Source organism: Leptospira chreensis (assembly GCF_016919165.1).
In the GTDB taxonomy this organism is placed as follows: Bacteria; Spirochaetota; Leptospiria; order Leptospirales; family Leptospiraceae; genus Leptospira_A; species Leptospira_A chreensis.
In genome coordinates this window covers 152,504-171,453 of the sequence record NZ_JAFFPS010000008.1, presented here as the reverse complement: position 1 = coordinate 171,453, position 18,950 = coordinate 152,504, and the positions used below count along the sequence as shown (strand labels likewise).

Below are 18,950 nucleotides of genomic sequence, written 5' to 3'. Positions count from 1 at the left end.
TTCTTTGGACATGAATGTTTAATTAGGGATGGAGATGATTTGATTGTCAATGAGGCGGACGTCCCCTACAAATACGGCAATGGCCAAAAGAACCTCACCTTCTAATGATTCTTTCGGTTGGAGATCGATCGGATCGACTACTTCTAAATAATCAATACGCAAAGAAGACCCAGTCAGTAAAAAATCTCTTAGAATTTCTTTCCAAAGACGAATCTCTCTTTCCCCCCCAAGGATGGTCTTTTTTGCAAGGGCAAACATACGAGGGATGAGACTTGCTGTTTCTCTATCTTTTCTAGACAAACGGACGTTTCGCGAACTCATCGCCAGTCCATCCTCTTCTCTTCTAGTTGGAACTCCAATGACTTCCAAAGGAAAATTCAAATTTTCAACCATCGCCGAAATCACTCGGAATTGTTGGTAGTCTTTCAATCCAAAAAAAGTTTTGTTTGGTTCTGTCAAATGAAAGAGTTTGGATACAATTTGTAACACTCCTTCAAAATGACCAGGTCTTGTGCGACCACAAAGATGTTTTTGTAATTCAGGAATGCTCAAACTAATAGGAGTTTTGGTTTCCGGATACATGGTTTTTACGTCCGGTAAAAACACCAAGTCTACACCTTTTTCTTCGCATAACCGTAGATCGTCGTCTGTTTTTACTGGATACTGGGCAAAGTCTTTGGGATCATTAAACTGGGTCGGATTCACAAAAATAGAAACAATAGTTTTGTTTGTTTCTTTCTTTGAAGCTTCCACAAGATCCATATGGCCTAGGTGCAAACTTCCCATAGTCGGACAAAAGCCGATGCTAAAACCTTCCTTTTTCCAATCCCCAATCTGTTTTTTAAGTTCCTGAATGTTAGAAACAACAATCATAGAGATTCCTCGGTGCGAACCTTAACGCTAGTTCCATGTTCCTCATCCAAACCTTCCAATTCAGACATTAACTTCACATAAGGATATAAGGTTTCTAAGGATTCCTTAGTGACTTCTTGGAAAGTGACTCGTTTTAAAAAAGTATCTACACCTAAGGACGAATAAATCCGACTTCCCCTGGCAGTGGGAAGGATATGGTTTGTGCCACTGATATAATCTCCCATAGCTACGGGAGAATAAGGTCCCAGGAAAACACTTCCCGCATGTTCAATTTTGGAAAATACATCTTCGTTAACCTTCGTTTGGATTTCTAAATGTTCGGGAGCCAGTTCATTCGAAAACCAAATACAATCATCGATACTTGGAAACACAAGAATCGCAGAATTTTTATAAATGGAATTTTGTTTCATTTCCAATCGTTTGGGTCGTTCCACAAAAGCTTTTTCTAATTCTTCACTCACACGGTTAGCAAAGTTGATATCAGTTGTCAGTAAAATCGCAGAGGAATCCTCTCCATGTTCTGCTTGCGATAACATATCACAGGCGATCCACTTCGGATTGGCTGAGGAATCAGCAATGATACAAACTTCACTTGGACCTGCAGGACTATCAATTCCAATCAGCCCCTGACCCGCTAAGTAGGATTTGGCGGCAGCGACATAGGCATTTCCAGGTCCCACAACAAATTCTGATTTGGGAATGGATTCGGTTCCGTAAGCAGCAGCAGCAATCCCTTGGGCCCCGCCTACGGTGACAATTCGGCTGACTCCCAGAATCTGAGAGAGCCAAATGAGAATCTCAGGAAGGCCGTCTTTTTGAGGTGGTGTGATGAGTTGGATATTGGCAACCCCTGCAATCTTGGCAGGAATGACACCCATAAGCACACTGGAAGGATACAATGCCTTTCCCCCAGGGGCATAAACGGAAAGAGAAGGAATGGGAGTGTATTTAACACCTAACCGATTTCCATCGATAGTTTTAGACCAGGATTCTCTTTTTTGCGCCTCATGAAAAGATTCGATATTTGCTTTGGCTCGTAAGAATGCTTCTTTGATTTTGGGATCAATATTAGTTTGGATGGAATGCGGGTCAAGAGTGACTGCGGAAAGTTTGATGCCGTCAAACTTTTCTGTGTATTCAATTAAAGCTTTGTCTCCCCTTGTTTTTACAGCTTCCAAAATTGGAAGGATTCTATCTGTAGCAGAACTTAGGTCTTCCCGAGCCCCGGATAAAAAACGATCGAATTGATTCCGTGAATTTCTGTCACAGTTTAAGATAGGAATCGGCATAAAATCAGCTTGGAGGGAAGTCCTTCCCTAAACAAGCTTTTTGTCAGAAACGAGAAGAGAATTCGATTTGGTATCGTGACCCGTATTCATAAGCAACTTTTGACTGGTTCCAACCGGCATCGGTGGTTACAGTTGCTTGTACCCGTTTGGCCGATTCTCCCAAGGGAAATCCAGGTTCGTAACTTGCGACATTTCGTTTGGCAGAAAAATAAGAATCCACAATGTTATAAAGTAAAAAAACACCTAAAATTCCGGCTCCGGCTTGAATTACACCTAACTCCGTTTTTGCGGCATTGAATTTAGATTCAGCATTCGTTCGATTCACGAGCCAAAGAAGTTGGGCATCCTGTCTGTCAACAAGGACTGCTCCCAGTAAAACCGCTGATTGGTAGTCTGATCTCGCACTGATAAACTTATTATAGGAGTTGGCATAAGCAGCAGTGGCAGAAATGGCAACTACCGGAAATACATAGAGTTTCCAATTTTTACCATCAATGTATTTTTGTCCCCAGCCAGGCATTACAGTCGAACGCCAAAGAGTCGACCAATACGGAGTTTCATAATAATCTTCCGGAATTTCCTTTCGAACAATGCGTTCTTGTCTTGCGGCGAAACTCGCAGCCTTTTCCTTCGAATCGGATAAAACAACGCGCTGTTTGGCGGTGAGAACTTTGTTTCTGGGATTTTCTAATACTAAATCATAAATCCCTGTGTCTGTATCGGCATCTACGGCAAAGGTAGCTTTGGCTACTGAATCCGATTCTATGATCACTTTTTTGGCGAGGATTCGTTTCCCACCACTTGTCACCATATAAACTTTCATAGGATAGATAAAATCCTTTCCCTCGAGTAAAAATACCTTTTCCTTTTCTTCTTTAGAAACGGCATAGACGGAATCTTTTGTGAGTGTGGGAACCTTAGAAACTACAACTTCAAATTTCACCCACTCGGAATAACTTCCTACCTTCCCGAGTTTGTTGACCACTGCCACTCGGTGTTCATAAATTCCCGAAGTGTAATTGACCAAATCATAACTCGTTCCATTCACCCGTTCCGAAAGCACCAAGTATCCACTGGAATTTTTAATTTCCAAAACATACCCTGTTGCACCATCCACATCCATCCAACGCAACTGGAATTGGGACGGCTCTTCTCCTGTCTGTGCAGAAAGAGAGATTACAAAAACAAAAGATAATAATAAAAATTTGAGGAACTTATTCCACATAGATCTTTCCTGGGGTTAGGATTTTAGGAACCTTGAGTTCGGGAACGGAAATGAAAAAATCCTGTTTGTTATAAGCTGACTCCCGCTCCGATCCATCCGGTTGTTTGTACAAAGCTGCCACTTCCCAGCGGAATCGCCCTACATTTAATTTCTGAATTTCGCTAAACTGCAGTTTGGTGGAACCTGTTCGTTCATTGAGAATTTGTTTTTCGCGAATTCCGGAAATATCAATCAAATGGATTCGGTATCCCGACGCTTTCTCGACAGGTTTCCAAGTGAATAGAATCGAATTTCTGGAAAACAAATCCACCGTTTCATTCCGAACCGGATTCACAAGGCTTGGCGGCTCCATTCCGGAAATCATCTGGAAATTGCGAACGGCACTCAAATCACCATCACCTTCGAGTGGGCGAACCCGCCAATAAAACTTACCTAAGTCTTTGGATTTGAATTCAAAATAATTTCCTGAAACCGTTTCTTTCAAAACAAGAGGTTGGAAGTCAGATTGTTTGGCAATTTCTACTTCGTAGTTTGATTTTCCTGTTAATTTTCTCCATTTGAGAACCACTACAGAACGATCGTCTACTTCCACCTCAGCTCCGTTTGCTGGAGCAATGAGTTCCATTTCTTCTTTGGCGATCACAGTAAAGTTACTAGGTTTGGATTCCAAGGCCTGTCCATTCGAACCAATCCCTTTCACTCTCCAAAAATAAGTTCCCATACCGAGTCCACTCGTAAGTTTCAAAAAGTTATTCTTGGTAGATTCTGATTTGATTTTAGATTGAAAGTTGGAATCAGAACTAAGCTCCCATTCGTACCCGCTAAAGTCTTTATCATCCTTCCAGGAAAAGAAAAGTTGGGATTTAGTTTGTTCTTCCGCAAATGTTTTTCCACGCGCCGGCTCTAATAGTTCTGGTGGTGTTGTACTTGTTTTTTTGGAAATTTGAAAACTAACCACAGTGGATGATTTTTCGGCAATCCCTGGAAGATTGGATTTGGCCTGGATCCTTGCAAAATAACTTCCTTCTTTTAAGGAATCAAAAGCAAGCGATTGGTTCTGGGTTTGTTTGGAGATGGCGCCTTCAGAAAAATTAGAATCCTTAGCAATTTGTACAGAATAAGAAGAATAAAGATCCAATGGATTCCAGACAAACCGAACCACTGGTGTCTCTTGGTTATAGGTAAATACTTCTCCCGATTTAGGACTTAAGATCCGAAGAGAGGGATCACTCAAAATTCTGAATTGGAAAACTTCCGTTGTTTGTTTGGATTTGGAACGGGGATCTTCATAAGACACCCTCCAATAATAAGAACCAGATTCCAACTTTTTGGATAGATTCGCAGAGGTTAACTTCTCTTTGATGATCGATTTTGAAAAATCAGGAAATAGGGAGATTTCAATCGAAGGATTCGTTTGTTTTATTGAATCGGGTTTCCAACCGGAAACCGAAAAAGAAATTCGTTCTGTGCCTGACTCAGAAAGGATGTTTTTACGATTTTCCGGTGTTGCTAATTGATAAACTGGTTTTCCAACCTTCACTCCAGAATCCGTTACATTGGCAATTTGGTCTTTGGCAATGGTTTCTTCTTTCCCATTGGAAGTGAGTTTTGCTTCTCCTTGATCTACTTTGATGTTTAACTCGGATTTGGTTTTATCCAGTTTTACATCACCATTAGCCACTTCCACAGTTTTGTCTCCCGCCGTGATATTCATTTTCATATCACCAGAAACAGTTCCTTCCCGTGCCGCTTCAAACGATCCATAAGCAAAATTGATATTGATATTTTTATCAGAGATATCCAAAAGGATCATGGAATTTTCGGAGATATTGATCTTCGTTCCATCATTTAACGTAAGTACGGCGTCCGATAGACCTTCCGTGCGGATGGTATCTCTATTTTTCACTTCTGTTTTGGATTCGATCAAATCCCAAACAACAGCATCATTGTATTTTCGAAGGACAGTTTTGTTTTTAAAAGTAATTACACCAATGGTGGGACTTGCTGTGTCATTAAAACGATAGTTCAAATTCCTATTCAGAAGGAAGGAGAATAAAAGAATGAGTAGAATCAAAGCAGAAACTACAAATCTTGTATCGTTTAAGAGTCTCATGGTTTTTACTTATGTGTCCTTGTGAAAACACCATCCCATCCAGAACCTGGGGGATTCAATTTGTATTCTTCACATCGTTCGATGAGCATATGACTGGATTTGTCTTTCTGGCCTTTGGCTTTTTCGGAATCCGTAAAAAGTTTGATTGCTAAATTCCAATTTTGATCCAAATAGGCATTGAATCCGGATTCATAGATTTCAGCCGCCTCAACCGCGTTTGGTGTCACGAGGGTACGGTAACCAATCAGTTCATGAATTTTGACTGGTTCATTTTTTCCCTTCACTCGCACAAGGTCCAAGTAACGAGTCACCATCTCTTCTTGGATGGAATCACGAATCGGGTCAGTGATGAGGATGTTCACCCCATAGTCTTTCCCTGCAGCTTCAAGCCTTGCCGCAAGGTTTACTGTATCTCCCATCATGGTGTAGGAAGCAAGGGCATCTGTTCCCATAAAACCAACCTTAGCTGGTCCTGAGTTCAGTCCAATCCGTGCATCCATGACTTGGGCTTCTTTAGAATAAAGATTATTTTCCGTCCAATAATTACGTAGTTCCGCAAGTTTCATCACCATGTCGACACTGGCACGTGCGGCTTTCAGTTCATGATCCGAAACAGAAACCGGTGCATTGAAGATTCCCACAATCGCATCCCCAATGTATTTATCCAAAACTCCTTCGTGTTTTTTCAAAAGAAGGGTCATAGCCGATAAATATTCATTTAAAAGGGCAGCGAGATCGGCAGACTTTAATTGTTCAGAGATAGTAGAAAAACTAGCGACATCCGAGAAAAAAGCAGTGATATGAGTTTCTGATCCTCGTTTCAAAGCGGCAAGGTCCACCATGGCTTCTTGTACCACAACAGGATCAATCATACTCCCAAGGATGTTTTTTACCTTTTCCCTTTCTTCCAAACCCGCACCCATATCAATGAAATATTTGGTGAGAAGTCCCACTTCATCTTGGGTGGTCGGTTTGATGCCAATTTTAAAATTCCCTTTCGCAATTTCTAAAGTGGCGGTTAAAAGTTGTAATACGGGTTTCGTAATGGTTTTAGAAAAGAAAAATACAAAAATCAGGGCCGAACAAAGACCAATACCTGCAATATAAAGATTGGTTTTTTGGCTTTTATAAACATCGGCAAAAGCCTTTTCTTCCGATACAATGGTAATCACACCGGCATCTGCAAATCCAATCTTTTGAAACGATCCTAAATACGACCCGCCAAGTTCTTCATCCAAATAACTCATCTGCCCCGTATTCGGAGCACTGGTTAACATGGATTTGACGATAGGCATGGAAGCAAGATCTGTCGCAGCAAGAATTAAGTCTTCTTTGGGGTGAGCAAGGGCCGTTCCGTTTCCATTCACCATAAAGGTGGTTTCGATTCCCTTTTTGGAAAAGGCACCAATAATTTTGTCCAGTTTGACAATCATCACAAGAGCATTGTCATTTTCCCCGTTTTCCGATGTAGGGATGGCAATGGCAAAGGAAGGTTCTTGGAATCCAGGACTGGAATTCAAAAGCACTGCCTGACCATTAAAGGCTTCCGCGAGTGCATCCCGGTTTCTTGTAACCACCGCATGAAAGTCTTCTTCGGTAACCGAACTTTTTTTCAGTTCTTCTTCATTGAAAACTTCCCTTTTCATCACAAGAGTGTTTTCTCTTCTTTCAAAGATTCCTAAATAAATGAATTCTTTATCATTTTGAAAGAAAGTTTTGATCAGAAGTTTTCTTTCTGGTTCGGGGAGACCTTGGGTTGTGAGAGTAATTGCAATTTGGCGACCCTTTTCCACAACACCTAGAATATCAGATTTTACCTTGGAGCCAATAATCTCGGCAATACGGATATTATTATCACGTAACTGCAGTTCAATGGATCTTTTAAAATAGAAAGAAGCAAAAAAGATAATGACAGATACAGAAAGAATAAAGAGAAAACTAATCACTCCCATCATTTTCAACTGAAGGGAAAATTTTGTATTTGAAGATTCGTCTAATGCATGTACCTCGGAGGCTTCATTGGTCTGGGCAGGCTTTGGCTCAGAAACTGGTTCCGCTTTTACTGTTTCTCTTTCGATCACATCCGATTCGGAAAAAGAAGATTCAATCAAATCATAAGGATGGTTAGGCGATTCATCTGCCGGAGAAATTTCTTCTCTCTCCTCATATGCAAGGTCCGCATTCACTTCTTCGAAGCGGGCTTGTGCGTCATTGGCAGAAACGAGGACTGCTTCTCTTTCTTTTTTGCGACCAGATCTACCCACAAATTCTAAAGGCGGATGGCTAAAGATAGTTTTTTTAGAAACATGATTTTGCGAAACAGTTGAATCGGATACAGAACTTGTTTTTCCTGTTAGGCCAAATTTATGAGTGATCCGATCCGGCGAGATTTTATCATCCCAAAGATATTCCAAACGAGCAAATACGGAACGGGCTTCTAATTCAAGGCCCTTAGGAACTAAAACATAAACAGTTTTATCTTCTCCTAACTTCGAAAGTTCATTCGCCAAATATTTGTTTGTTGCAATGTTATGAATGGAAACAAAAGGAAACTCAAGACGATTTGTCTCCGTGGGGATTCCCCAGAGCGGGGGCCCAAAACGGAACTCCAATTCACCGGCACGCCGAGTTTGGAAGAATATAGTAATCCCCTCGTTCCAGTCCCAGGTTTCTAAACTACCGGGAGATTCATCCCAGAGCAAAAACGAGAGTTTGGACGTTCGGAGGAACGGAATTTCTGCGGAAATTTCTATCATGCCTTTTTTAGTATCGACTTATTACGCCATACAATCGATCTCAATTCTAGATGAAAATCATCACGTTAAATTGCAACGGAATTCGTTCCAGTTTGAGCAAAGGTTTGCTCGATTTTATCTGTCAGGAAAATCCTGACATTATTTGTTTCCAAGAAACAAAGGCCCCCGTGACAGAAATTGACCGTAAGGAATTTCGAGATCTGGGATACGAAGTGCATAGTTGTTTAGCAGAAAAACCTGGATATAGCGGAACTGCGGTTCTGACCAAACAAAAACCAAAATCTGTCGCCGTTGGATTTGGGGATGGGATCTATTTGTCCGAAGGAAGGTCTTTACTTTTAGAATATCCCGATTTTTTTCTCTGGAATCTCTATTTTCCTTCGGGAACGAGTGGAGAAGAAAGACAAAAAGTGAAATACAAATTTTTAGATTCGTTTTTTGAGATGGCAAAGCCTTATACAAAGAAGAAAAAACCTCTGATTGTTTGTGGGGATGTCAACATTGCCCATACAGAAATCGACATCCACAATGCCAAAGGAAACCAAAAGAGCTCTGGTTTCCTTCCAGAAGAAAGAGCTTGGGTTTCTAAACTTTTGGATTTGGGATTTCTGGACTGCTTTCGCGTGGTGCACCCGGAAGTTCGGGACGATTACTCGTGGTGGACCTACCGCTTCCAAGCGAGAAAAAACAATAAGGGTTGGAGGATTGATTACTTTTTCATTACGAAATCTCCCAAATACAAAATCGAATCCGTTCACATTGCCAAAGAACCGGTTCTCTCTGACCATGCTCCGGTGGTGATGAAAATCCAATTCACTTGACAAAGCCCTAGTTTCAGGGGAGATTTCTTAAGATGAAATTGGCCGCCCCCCTAATCCTTTCTCTTTTTAGTTTTCAATGTTCCGTTCTTGGTGTGATCCAAGATAAAATTCCGATGCCTGCTTTTGAATTTGATTCTTTATCGATCAAAAGTATCACGTTTACAGACATCACTCTGAATGTTGTGACTTCCGTAGAAAATCCCTATCCGGTTTCTATCCCCAGTTCCTTACTCGATATGGATATCAAAATTGAAGGATTAAAACTTTCTCAAATCAAAACGGATCTTGGTGCCATTGAAGGAAAAAAAACAAAACAACTTCCTTTGGAAGTGAAACTAAAGTATACTGACCTACTCAATCTTTATAAAAAATTTCCAAACAAACCTTTGTTAGAAGTCAGTGCCGAAGGAAATATGAAAGTTCCCATTCCTAAACAATGGCAACTTCTCGGAAAAGATTCCCTTAGTTTTCCCTTTGTTAAAAAACGCGAAATCCCGGCCATCCTTCCCAATGTAGAAATCCAAAATTTCAAAATCCTGATGCCGACAGAGGCGGATATCCTAAGTGCCTCGAATACAGATGCCCTTGCCGACACTGCTACGGGATTTTTAAAAGGACTTCTGGGCGGAACGAAACAACCGGCCACTTCTGCTGCCAAAGCTGGTCTTGCCGGTCTCAAACTGGACTTAAATACAGAATTTGATTTTATATTTTCCAACCAAGCTGCCTCTAACTTAAACCTAACCGGTCTTAACTATGATCTCAATTTAGCGGGTGAAAAATTCCTGAACGGAACACCGAAAGAAATTCTAAATTCGGGAAAAACATCTACTGTCAAAATTGCCACCAAGTTTCCCATAACTTCAATTAGTTCCTCACTCTACAAAACCATCCAATCGCGGACGGCACAGTTTGATCTAAAAGGAGATTCGGGACTGAAAGTTCCTGCTGTCGCAGAAACCATTCCTTTCCAATATGAAAAACAAGGGAACTTTAAGTGGTGAGATAATTTTAAGGTTTAAAAACGAAAGGGCGAAGGAAATCCCACTCGGCCCTTTGATGGATTTATTTTTTCTTCTGTAACATCTGTTTGATTTCGTCTCTCGTCTTTCCGGGATAGAGGCGAATTTGATAACTAATCAAAAACTTGGTGATGATGGGAGTTCCGTCTTTGCTAGAATGTTCATAATTAAAACGAGAAGCATCATTTTGAATGATCTTTGCAATGTCATTGATCCTTGGCACACGGCGGTCAAAGGCAATGGATTCCAGTTTTCCGGTGATACTATTTAGGCCAATCGTGATCATTCCATCATCCACAAAGGTAAGGAGATCAAACTTCTTCATTTCCTCTTTAGAAAGTTCATCCCCACCTGGGTCTGGTTTTCTACGAATTTTATCGGAATGGCGGATTTGGCGGACTGCATAGGAATCGGAAGCAATAAATACCCGAAATAGTTCTGTAGGCTGGTCACTTTTCTTTTGGAAAAAAGGAAGTTCTCCTGAGTGGTTTTGCACTTCTTCTCCCTTTTCGTTGATGATGATTTCTCCTTCACCACCAGGGGGCGGGAGTAAGTCTTTTGTCGGAAGGACTTCCGCAGTGACTTCGGCATTTGTACTCGTAGGAGGCGTCGATTGGCAATGGATGAGAAGAAATAAGGAAAGAACCGGTACAAACAAATGCAAGAATTTCATTTCGACATCAGTATTTGGCGGTTTCTCCCAGTGGCAAGAATTTAAAATAGAAAGGGCAATCCCTAAATTAAATATTTTGCGAACACTGTGGCAAGTCCGAGGAAAAAGAAAAATCCACAAACATCCGTTGTTGCCGTAACAAAAATGGAGGAAGCAATCGCAGGATCAATACGCATCGCTTTCAAAACAATGGGAACAAGAGATCCCGTAAGCGAAGCGACAATCATATTCACAAACATAGCCGTTCCGACCACAAGCCCCAGTACAAGGTTACCCTTTACAATATAGATCATACATCCGGTAACGGTTCCAAGCACCAGTCCATTCAAAACCCCAATAGTACATTCCTTACGGACAGCTTCCCACCAGTTGGAAAAAGAAAGATCTCCAGTGGCGATGTTGCGAATCACAACTGTTACGGACTGTGTGCCGGCATTTCCACCAAGTCCTGCCACAATCGGCATGAGAGTGGCAAGAACCACAATCTGCGAGATCGTATCTTCAAAAAAAGCAACGACAGTGGAGCTGACAAAGGCTGTGAGTAAATTCACATTTAACCAAATGATCCGGCGTTTTACCGATTGTAAAATGGGAGTGGATAATCTTTCATCCTCTGATACCCCGGCCATGAGTAGGATATCTTCCGATGCTTCTTCCTCTACGATCTCGAGCACATCGTCCACTGTGATCCGACCAATGATCCGACCTAAATCATCTGTTACAGCAGCACTGACTAAATCGTATTTTTTGAATGTATTGGCGACCTCTTCCTGATCCACATCGTAATGGAAGGCAAAGACGGAAAAATTAGTGATCTTTGCCACCTTGGTATTGATCGGAGTGAGGAATAAATCTTTTAAAGGAATAAAACCTTCGAGGACTCCGTCTTCGTCGGTAACGTAAACTTGATAGATTTCGATCTCTTTGGCTTTTTTGCGGACATTGATGATGCCTTTGCGAACGTTTTCCGTAATGGAAACCGTAGCAAAGTCTTTGGACATAAGTCGTCCGGCAGAGTATTCTCGAAATCCTAATTGGGATCTGATCTCAAAACTTGCGGCTTTACTTAAATTTGCAAGAACTAACTCGCGCTTGGCGCCAGGGAGATAAGAAAGTAAATAAGTAGTTTCATCGGTTTCAATATGGTTGAGAGTATCTGAGATTTCGTCCACAGAGAGTTCTTCTAAAAAGGACTCCAAAGTCTCCTCTTCCATTTTAATGAGTGAATAAGCTTGGTCTTCAGCAGGAAGGAGTCGGAATAAATATAATTCCTCTTCGCGTTCTAAATCACGAAATAAGGTAACGATGTCGGCAGGGTGAGCCCCGTTAAGCATTGCTTTGAGTTGTTTGGAATCCTCGGACCCAATGAGGGCTTTGATCTGATCGACAAACTCATCATAGGAATCGCTGTCTCTGTCGATTTTGATACGGAATTCGGACTCTTTCTTTCTTTCTTCTTCCATAAATCAGCGGATTTCCTGAAATTTGCAATTGACGGTTATGTCACGTGGAGCATAGGCTATATCCTATGTCGGCACGAGTTCGAATTTTGAAAACGAATCTTTTTCTTCTCCTTGTTTTTTCCCAATGTGTTCTCTTCGAACCAAAAATCAGCAAGGTTCCCGATGCCTATGTGCGTGATGAGGTGATGAATGCGGAACAGAAAAACGCGACAAGAGTCCTTACTGATAAAATCATCAAACTCAACAATGAAGTCTCGGCCCAAAGAAAAACAAACAATCTGACGAGCCAAGCCATCAAAATCTCCCAAACCAAGGTCACAAAACATAGCTCCCAAAGGGATCTCGCAAGAACCAAAGAAACCTACTTTGTATTAAAAGAAGATGCGGCAACTTCCAAACGTTATCTAGAAGAAAGCCAAGGCCATGAGTTGGAACGCGCGAAAGAAGAAACACGTTTCAAAACTTGGGTACAAAAAGAAAAAGAAGACAAAGCTTATTTGGAAATGAAAGAAGCAGCTCTTGGAGAACTCATCGCCGAACTGGAATTAGTGCGCTCGGAGATTGCCGTTAAGTTCCAAGAGTCCCAAGGAAAAACTCCTGCGGACCCAGAATACATCAAAAAAGAAATTTATGAAACCCAATATGCGGAGAAAAAATCAGATGCGCGCAGGCGTGTCTCGGATTGGGAGCGGGTCAAAACAGAAGCTCCTAGTTTGCCTAAAGTCAATTTAGAGGATAGTTTTGACGATGCGAAGTAGATTGAGATTTTTCAGTTACCTCCTCCTAACTCTTGTTTTTGTTTCCGGTCTTTCTGCGGACTGGGTGTATTTTCCTTATGAATACAACCAAATCTATAAAGAAAAATATGCTTTAGAATTGGAACTGGCTGACATTCGCAAACAACACCAAAACGAATTGAATCGTTTGGAAGAAGAAAAAAAAGAACTCCAAACGCAAAATCGTAATCTCACAGAAGATTTGGAATTGGAAAAAAGAAATCGTGCCAAAGAACAGGACGAGTATTCCGATAAGATGCGCGATTATGATATGCGCCTTCGTAGTTTAGAGAAGAAAGGAACAGATAAAGAACGTCTGCTCGCCGATGAAAATCGCAAACGAGAAGAGAAAGACCGTGCTGATTTGGATGCATTGAAGAAAAAACTCGAAGACCGCGAAAGAGAATGCCTTCAAAAAGAACAAAAACTCCGCGAAAATTATGAATCCAAAATGGATGAACTAAAAGAAAGGATTCTTAACCTAGAAGAGGAACTTGCAAATCTTCGGAAACTCACCAAAGAACAAAAAAGAGAATTGGAACGACTTGCCGAACAAACCAAAGAGTTCGAAGAGAAGTTAGCAAAAGAAATCACTTCTGGCCAAATCCGACTCAAACGTTTTCATAACAAACTCATCATCAATATTGATGATAAAATTTCTTTTGATAGTGGTTCTTCTGAATTAAAACCAGCCATCCTACCCGCCATTGAAAAGATTCGGGATATTTTAGCGGCATATCCTGAAAACTACATTGTGGTAGAAGGACATACGGACAATGTTCCGATCAAAACAAAATTCAGAAACAACTGGCACCTTTCCAGCGAACGAGCGTTATCTGTTTTAGAGTTTATGTTACAAAACAAAAACCTAAATCCTAAGAATTTTTCCAGTGGCGGTTATGGTGAGTTCCAACCCATTGTTCCGAACACTTCCAAGGAAAACAAAGCCCTAAACCGCCGGGTGGACATTGTGGTGGTTCCGAGAGCTACGGGGTCACTGAACACAAATAATGACTAAACCTAGGCCCAAACGATCTCGATTGGTTTTATTCTTAAGCCTATCGGGTTTATTATCCATTGTCATTTTTATCATTGAATGGATCGGTTCTAGGGAAAGTGGAAGCCTTGCTCTTTTTGCCGATGCAGGCCATATCATCACAGATGTATTTGCCCATCTCATTTCCCTTTTTGCCCTTCTGATTGCTTCCAAAAAACCAACGACGAAATACCCATTTGGATTCCACCGGTTTGAGGTTTTAGCTGCCCTTTTCAATGGACTTCTTTTGATCGGCATTGCGATCTTTATCCTCTATGAAAGTTTGGTCCGGTTTTCTGGACCTATTCATGTGGAAGCAGATACCATGCTCACTTATTCCCTCATCGGATTTTGTATCAATTTGGTTTCTGCGGCCCTTCTTGCTGGTGTTAGCAAAGACAGCCTCAATCTAAAGTCCGCTTACCTCCATGTCCTCAGTGATCTTTTAGGAACCTTTTCTGTTGTGGTTGGGGCTCTCATCATCCGGTTTACGGGTTACCGAGAGGTGGATCATTTTTTAAGTATTATTCTTGGAATCTTCATTCTAAAAACATCCTTTGGAATTGTCAGAGAATCGATAGAGATCCTAATCGAAGCAGACACAAGTGATTTCGATAAAGACCATTTACTCGAACACATTCGTGCGTTAGGGGGGATCGAATCGGTAGATAACATCACGGTTCGCAAACTCACCTCAGGAGTTTTCTCTGTCGAAGTTCAAATCCTAGTCAAAAAGGATGCTGACCGGGACAAAATTGTCTTAGAGATCCACCAGGTTTTAAAAACAGAATTCGGAGTTCCTTTTGTTTCTGTCGAAATCCTTTCTTCCGGTTTGAAAGCAAAACTCGAGGCAATTGCTGTGAGAGAAACCGAACGAGAGTTTGGTCATCATGGCCATAGCCATGGGCATGCTCACGACCATCACTAAGAAAGTTTTCTATTTTTCTTTTGGACTAAGTAATTCGTAAAAGAATCTTCCCACACAAAGAGTTGGTAATCCGGATCAATGGACTTCAGTTCTTTCGGCGAAAAAAGATTCCAGTGGGCTGTGAGGGCTTGAAGTAATCCATCAGTAGGATAAGGAAATCCGGAAAGTAAAAATTCTCCATCTGGATTGCCAATGTAAGGAGAGAGAAATTCCTCTCTCCATTGGATGAGTTTCTCTCTTTCCTTTGCGACCACTTCATTCTCGAGGGAGACCGATTTGGATTTTCCAATCAGCAAAGAAACTAAAGATAAAAGTTCTTTGAGTCGAAGTTCCATCCCCAATTTCCCATAATTTTCTAGAATCAAATCCGAGGGGAAAATCGGATATTCGCATAACATCAGTTTGAGATGACTTACCATAGGAGTGAAGTCTGTATGAAAGCTTTCTTTAATGATTTGGTTTCCTTTTACCAAAGGATTCTCATTCTTTTTAAGACGGACTAAATAGACCGGATTTTCCGAATCGGATTTAGTGACCCAAAAAATGATATCGGCTTCTCCACCATTGGTGATAAAGGATTTGGTTCCAGAGAGTTTTCCATTCTCAACAGTGGACTTCAGTTTCCGGAGTTTGGTTTCCCAACCCGGCTCACTCACTCCCACAGCATAAATCTTTGTAGGTGTTTGGTTCTGAAATGCCGACCAAAGGGAATCTTCATGATTTGGAAGGGTTTGGGTTTCGTCCGTTTGATAATTTGGGAACTCTTTCGGTTTTGGGTTTTGGGATTGCAGAAGGATTCCACCGGCGACATTCACTTCCACCATACAAGAAAGACCAAGGGATACTCCCACTGGTTCTTCTGCGAGTAAAGAGAGTTTCTTTTGAAATTCTAAATAGGACTCAAGTCCCAAAAGGAAATGGTAAAATCCCTCCTGAAGGAGATACGGTTTCCAACTCCGATAGAAGCCGGTCTCTGGCCCACCCGTATCTTTGGGATAAGAAGAACCAGAAACCCCATACTTTAGAATCAAATTCTCTGAATCGAGTCCCACAGTAGACTACTTAGATTTTTTTTTGGCATACTTGATATCGAGGGCCTTTTCTTCTTCCAAGACTTTTTTTAAATATTGGCCAGTAAACGAGCGTTTTACGGTGACTACTTCTTCTGGAGTCCCTGTGGCTATCACTTCCCCGCCACCATCTCCCCCTTCGGGGCCAATATCGATGATATAGTCTGCCGCTTTAATCACATCCAAATTGTGTTCGATGATGACCATAGAGTTTCCTTTGTCGACAAGGACTTGCAAAACAGAAAGTAACTTTTCAATGTCTTCGAAATGAAGTCCAGTGGTTGGTTCATCCAAAATATAAAGAGTTTTTCCCGTAGGGCGTTTGGATAGTTCTGTGGAAAGTTTGATCCGTTGAGCCTCACCCCCAGAAAAGGTGGTGGCCGCTTGTCCGAGTTTGATATACCCAAGACCCACATCCATCAGAGTGTCTAACTTACGTTTGAGATTTGGAATTTTTTCAAAGAAAACAACCGCCTCTTCGATGGTCATCTCCAAGATATCCGCTATGTTTTTTCCTTTGTATTTGACTTCCAAAGTTTCTCTGTTGTATCGTTTTCCTTTACAAACCTCACATTCCACATAAATATCAGGAAGAAAATGCATCTCAATTTTTAAGATTCCGTCGCCTTCGCATTTTTCACAGCGCCCGCCAGCCACGTTAAAACTAAACCTTCCCGGGCCATACCCTCTAACTTTTGCTTCTTCGAGTCCGCTGTATAAGTCCCGAACAAAAGTAAACAAACCTGTATACGTTGCTGGGTTGGAGCGAGGAGTTCTTCCAATGGCCGACTGGTCAATGTTAATCACCTTATCTATTTGATCTTTTCCCAGGATTTTTTTATGTTTTCCCGGAATGAGTTTCATTCCCATCACAGAACTTGCCAGTTCCTTATAAAGAATTTCATTAATGAGAGTGGACTTTCCGGAGCCAGAAACCCCCGTAACAACGGTTAAACTCCCTAATGGAATAGAGACATCCACATTCTTTAGATTGTTATGTGTGGCTCCCGTGATCTTTAAGAACTTTCCATTCCCAACTCGTCTTGTTTCCGGCATGGAGATTCTTCTTTCCCCAGAAAGGAATTTTCCTGTAACCGAATGTTTGTTCTTTTTGATTTGTTCGGGTGTACCGAACGCCACAATTTCCCCACCATGAACTCCGGCACCAGGGCCCATATCCACGATGAAATCGGCCTCTTCCATAGTTTCTTTATCATGTTCGACAACAAGAACCGTATTTCCCAAGTTGCGAAGGCCTTTCAAGGTTTGGACAAGTTTGGTATTATCTCTTTGGTGGAGACCAATCGAAGGTTCGTCCAAGATATACAAAACACCCATTAGGCGAGAACCAATTTGTGTCGCGAGCCTTATCCTTTGCATCTCTCCGCCAGATAGGGTTCCTGCGGAACGACTTAGGTTCAAATACCCCACACCGACATCATTTAGGAAGTGAAGGCGTTGGAGGATTTCTTTTAAGATGGGTTTGGAGATGGTATCTTCTGCTCCTTTGTATTCGGAAGCCTTAGTAAACTCTAAAGCCTTTTCGATGGAATAACCCGTATAGGCATCAATTCCCACTCCTTGAACTTTCACCGCCAGGGCTTCGGGGCGCAGTCGTCTTCCATGACATTCATCGCAATCATGATTTGTCATAAAGGATTCAAACCACTGGCGCATCGAATCGGATTTGGTTTCCTTATAACGACGTTTGAGGTTAGGAATCACTCCTTCGTAATTTTTGGAAAATTCATAATGCGAATTGGCACCGCGAAAATCATAATCAATATGAATCGAAGCATCCCCATGTAAAATGGTACTTTTCACTTTTTCGGATAAGTCCTTCCAAGCTGTGTTTAAATTGAATTTCAATTTTTTGGATAACGCTTGTATGGTGGCCATATACCAATAGGAATTGGATTTGGATCCTCCCCACGCCTCAATACAACCTTCGGCAAGAGAAGCCTCTCTATCGGTCACAAGGAGGGATTCATCAAACTCTAAGAGCGCACCAAGTCCATCGCAATTGGAACAAGCACCGAAGGGAGAGTTGAAAGAAAATAGTCTAGGTGTGAGTTCTGGAATGCTGACATCATCACACTTGGGACAAGAAAGTTTCTGTGAGAAGAGATGGTCTTTTTCTCCGTCTTCCACCACCACAATTCCATCCGCGGTCTTGAGAGCGGTTTCCACAGAATCCGACAATCGAGATTGGATTCCTGGTTTCATCACAATCCGATCCACAACGATATCGATATCTGCTTTGAAGTTTTTCTTTAAAGGAATTTCGTCTTCCAGGGAATACACTTCCCCATTCACACGAACCCGATTGAATCCTTCCTTTTTGAAACGTTCGAGAACCTCTTTGTGTTCCCCTTTTTTCCCTTGGATGACAGGAGCCATAATTTGGAGTTTGGTTCCCTCGGGAAATAAATTGATTCGGTCTGTAATTTGGTCTACAGAGAGGCTTGAGATGGCCGTTCCACATTTAGGACAATGAGGTTTTCCCACTCTGGCGTATAACAGCCGTAAATAATCATAAATTTCTGTCACAGTTCCCACCGTCGAACGCGGGTTTCTGTGTGTGGTTTTTTGTTCAATGGAGATGGCAGGGCTCAACCCCTCAATTTGGTCCACCTCCGGTTTTTCCATTTGCCCGAGGAATTGCCGGGCATAACTGGAAAGGGACTCTACATACCGGCGTTGTCCCTCAGCATAGATGGTATCGAAAGCGAGGGAGGACTTACCCGAGCCTGAAAGTCCGGTGATGACCACAAGTTTGTCTCGGGGTATGTCAAGGTTTAAGTTTTTGAGGTTATGTTCTCGGGCGCCGCGAATACGAATAAAGGAATCCACATCGGATAGGTTGTTTTCCTCTTTCATTCTGGAAAGAATTTTAAGAAATGAC

General features: G+C 41.7%; 14 protein-coding genes. 5 read left to right on the top strand and 9 right to left on the bottom strand.

Annotation, left to right across the window (positions count from 1 at the left end):
- Positions 1–18: 18 nt before the first annotated feature.
- The 5 genes from panC to JWG41_RS02565 are packed head-to-tail and all read right to left on the bottom strand — an operon-like array spanning position 19 to position 8,256.
- Complete coding sequence (panC, locus tag JWG41_RS02585; protein ID WP_205268390.1) at positions 19–873, bottom strand: pantoate--beta-alanine ligase; 855 nt, start codon at positions 871–873, stop codon at positions 19–21.
- On the bottom strand, positions 870–2,162 hold the full coding sequence (gene hisD / locus JWG41_RS02580; protein WP_205268389.1) for a histidinol dehydrogenase: 1,293 nt from the start codon (positions 2,160–2,162) through the stop codon (positions 870–872). The genes panC and hisD overlap by 4 nt, the downstream gene beginning before the upstream one ends.
- Before the next feature lie 43 nt (positions 2,163–2,205).
- The gene (locus JWG41_RS02575) at positions 2,206–3,387 is read right to left on the bottom strand and encodes an LIC11435 family protein (protein WP_205268388.1); all 1,182 of its coding nucleotides are present in this window, start codon (positions 3,385–3,387) and stop codon (positions 2,206–2,208) included.
- Positions 3,377–5,500: a FecR domain-containing protein gene (locus JWG41_RS02570; RefSeq protein ID WP_205268387.1), complete on the bottom strand. Its 2,124-nt coding sequence runs from the start codon at positions 5,498–5,500 to the stop codon at positions 3,377–3,379. The genes JWG41_RS02575 and JWG41_RS02570 overlap by 11 nt, the downstream gene beginning before the upstream one ends.
- A 5-nt stretch (positions 5,501–5,505) precedes the next feature.
- Entirely contained in the window at positions 5,506–8,256 is a 2,751-nt protein-coding gene (locus tag JWG41_RS02565) for an adenylate/guanylate cyclase domain-containing protein (protein WP_205268386.1), read from the bottom strand.
- Positions 8,257–8,306: 50 nt separating this feature from the next.
- Between JWG41_RS02565 and JWG41_RS02560 the strand changes: the two genes are divergently transcribed.
- Positions 8,307–9,077 carry an exodeoxyribonuclease III gene (locus JWG41_RS02560; protein ID WP_205268385.1) on the top strand — a complete coding sequence of 257 codons (771 nt, stop codon included), beginning with the start codon at positions 8,307–8,309 and terminating at the stop codon, positions 9,075–9,077.
- A 32-nt stretch (positions 9,078–9,109) separates the two neighbouring features.
- Positions 9,110–10,081 carry an LEA/WHy family protein gene (locus JWG41_RS02555; protein WP_205268384.1) on the top strand — a complete coding sequence of 324 codons (972 nt, stop codon included), beginning with the start codon at positions 9,110–9,112 and terminating at the stop codon, positions 10,079–10,081.
- Between the two features lie 61 nt (positions 10,082–10,142).
- Here the strand turns inward: JWG41_RS02555 and JWG41_RS02550 are convergent, their stop codons facing one another.
- Together JWG41_RS02550 and mgtE are read right to left on the bottom strand one after the other, a co-directional pair.
- Entirely contained in the window at positions 10,143–10,772 is a 630-nt protein-coding gene (locus JWG41_RS02550; RefSeq protein WP_205268383.1) for an LA_2219 family laminin/E-cadherin/plasminogen-binding protein, read from the bottom strand.
- A 62-nt stretch (positions 10,773–10,834) separates the two neighbouring features.
- Positions 10,835–12,235 (bottom strand): magnesium transporter, encoded by a 1,401-nt coding sequence (gene mgtE / locus JWG41_RS02545; protein WP_205268382.1) that lies wholly within the window; start codon positions 12,233–12,235, stop codon positions 10,835–10,837.
- 65 nt (positions 12,236–12,300) lie between these two features.
- Here mgtE and JWG41_RS02540 point away from each other — a divergent pair, with 65 nt between their 5' ends.
- From JWG41_RS02540 to JWG41_RS02530, 3 genes are read left to right on the top strand one after another with little or no spacing between them, the layout of a single operon-like run.
- Positions 12,301–12,993 carry a hypothetical protein gene (locus JWG41_RS02540; protein WP_205268381.1) on the top strand — a complete coding sequence of 231 codons (693 nt, stop codon included), beginning with the start codon at positions 12,301–12,303 and terminating at the stop codon, positions 12,991–12,993.
- Complete coding sequence (locus tag JWG41_RS02535; RefSeq protein ID WP_205268380.1) at positions 12,983–14,029, top strand: OmpA family protein; 1,047 nt, start codon at positions 12,983–12,985, stop codon at positions 14,027–14,029. Before JWG41_RS02540 ends, JWG41_RS02535 begins: the two co-directional genes overlap by 11 nt.
- Positions 14,022–14,975, top strand: a complete 954-nt coding sequence (locus JWG41_RS02530) for a cation diffusion facilitator family transporter (RefSeq protein WP_205268379.1) — start codon at positions 14,022–14,024, stop codon at positions 14,973–14,975. The genes JWG41_RS02535 and JWG41_RS02530 overlap by 8 nt, the downstream gene beginning before the upstream one ends.
- Here JWG41_RS02530 and JWG41_RS02525 read toward each other — a convergent pair.
- Positions 14,972–16,027, bottom strand: a complete 1,056-nt coding sequence (locus JWG41_RS02525; RefSeq protein ID WP_205268378.1) for an acyl-CoA dehydrogenase — start codon at positions 16,025–16,027, stop codon at positions 14,972–14,974. The two genes, JWG41_RS02530 and JWG41_RS02525, sit on opposite strands and share 4 nt — an antisense overlap.
- 6 nt (positions 16,028–16,033) lie before the next feature.
- Positions 16,034–18,925 carry an excinuclease ABC subunit UvrA gene (gene uvrA, locus JWG41_RS02520; protein ID WP_205268377.1) on the bottom strand — a complete coding sequence of 964 codons (2,892 nt, stop codon included), beginning with the start codon at positions 18,923–18,925 and terminating at the stop codon, positions 16,034–16,036.
- Positions 18,926–18,950 lie beyond the last annotated feature (25 nt).